Below are 1,589 nucleotides of genomic sequence, written 5' to 3' on the forward strand. Positions count from 1 at the left end.
GGGCAGCAGACCATCGTCGGGACGTTCTCGGCGAGCCGGTTCTTCGACGACCTCGAACGGGTGCGGCCCACCTATTTCTCCGCGGTCCCGACGATCTTCGCGCTGCTGGCCGCCGCCCCCGCCGACGTCGAGCCGGACACGTCATCGGTGCGGTTCGCGGTCTGCGGCGCCGCCCCCGTCTCCGAGGAACTGCTGCGGGCCGTCGGGGACCGGTTCGGATTCACCATGGTCGAGGGTTACGGCCTCACCGAGAGCACCTGTGCCTCGGCCTGCAACCCCGTCGACGGCGTCCGCAAGCTCGGCACCGTCGGCCCGGCCATCGCCGGCCAGCAGATCCGGATCGTCGACCCCGACGGCCGCGAGGTGGCCGTCGGCGAGCGGGGCGAGGTGCTGATCAGCGGGCCGACCGTGATGGCCGGTTACCTGAACAACCCGGAGGCCACCGCGGCGACCATCGTCGACGGGTGGCTGCACACCGGTGACGTCGGCATCCTCGACGACGACGGCTACCTGCAGGTCGTGGACCGGATCAAGGACATGATCATCCGCGGCGGAGAGAACCTGTATCCCAAGGAGATCGAGTCGGCCCTCGCCGGCGCCCCGGGCGTCCTCGAAGTGGCCGTCGTCGGCAAGCCCGACGCCCTGCTCGGCGAGGTCCCGGTCGCCTACGTGGTGCCCTACCCCGACGCCGACGTCTCGGCCGACGCGCTGCGCGCGCACTGCGCCGACCATCTGACCCGGGTGAAAGTGCCCGCCGAGATCACCGTGTTGCCGGCCTTGCCCAAGAACCCGGTGGGCAAGATCGACAAACCCACGCTACGAGCACGACTCGTGGCCGTCTGACCGGTCGGCGGCCGTCACCGACGACCGCCGGCATCAACCAAGAAAACGCCGCACACACGAAACACGTCGTCGTGTGGCGATACCCCCTACCCGAAAACACCCGACAGGAAAGGACTCCCCCATGGGATTCAAGACAGCCGAGATGCCGCCGGTGGACCCGGCCGAGTTCGGCTCGATGCCGTTCATGGCTCGGATGAAACTGCTGGCCGTCCACTGGGCCGAGTACGGCTTCGGCGGCCCGAAGCAGCTCAACATGCTCTACGTCTACAAGTTGCTGTTCTACGCAGGCGTCGGTGTGCTCCTCGTCGGTCTGACCACTCCGGCGCTGGGCGGCTTCCCGGAGTTCGCCTCGTGGTGGACCGAACCCATCGTCTACGTGAAGCTGATGGCGTGGACCGTGCTGTTCGAGGTCCTCGGGCTCGCGTCGTCGTCGGGTCCGCTGGCGTTCAAGTTCTCTCCCTTCATCGGCGGCTGCCTGTACTGGCTCAAGCCGGGCACGCTGCGGGTGCCGCCATGGCCGGGCAAGATCCCGCTGACCCGCGGTGACACCCGGCAGTACTGGGATGTCGCGGTCTACGGGCTGATCCTGGCCAACCTGGTGTTCTTGATCGTCTTCCCCGGTTCGGAGACCTCCCGGGTGCCGGGCAGCGAGGCCGGTCTGCCGCCGCAGTGGGCGATGTTCAGCTATGTCGGCCTCATCATCGCGATGGGTCTGCGCGACAAGACGGTGTTCCTCGCCGCCCGCT

The 1,589-nt window shown here is 68.2% G+C and carries 2 protein-coding genes; both read left to right on the plus strand.

Annotated features, from left to right (window positions below; all coding sequences use genetic code 11):
- Nucleotides 1–843 (plus strand): class I adenylate-forming enzyme family protein (locus GORHZ_RS23585; protein WP_006337563.1); only part of this gene is annotated, 843 nt, incomplete at its 5' end.
- A 121-nt stretch (nt 844–964) separates the two neighbouring features.
- The coding region (locus tag GORHZ_RS23590; protein ID WP_006337564.1) for a DUF3556 domain-containing protein at nt 965–1,589 on the plus strand (625 nt) is incomplete at its 3' end.

The sequence above is a fragment of the Gordonia rhizosphera NBRC 16068 genome (genome assembly GCF_000298195.1).
Classification (GTDB): Bacteria; Actinomycetota; Actinomycetes; order Mycobacteriales; family Mycobacteriaceae; genus Gordonia; species Gordonia rhizosphera.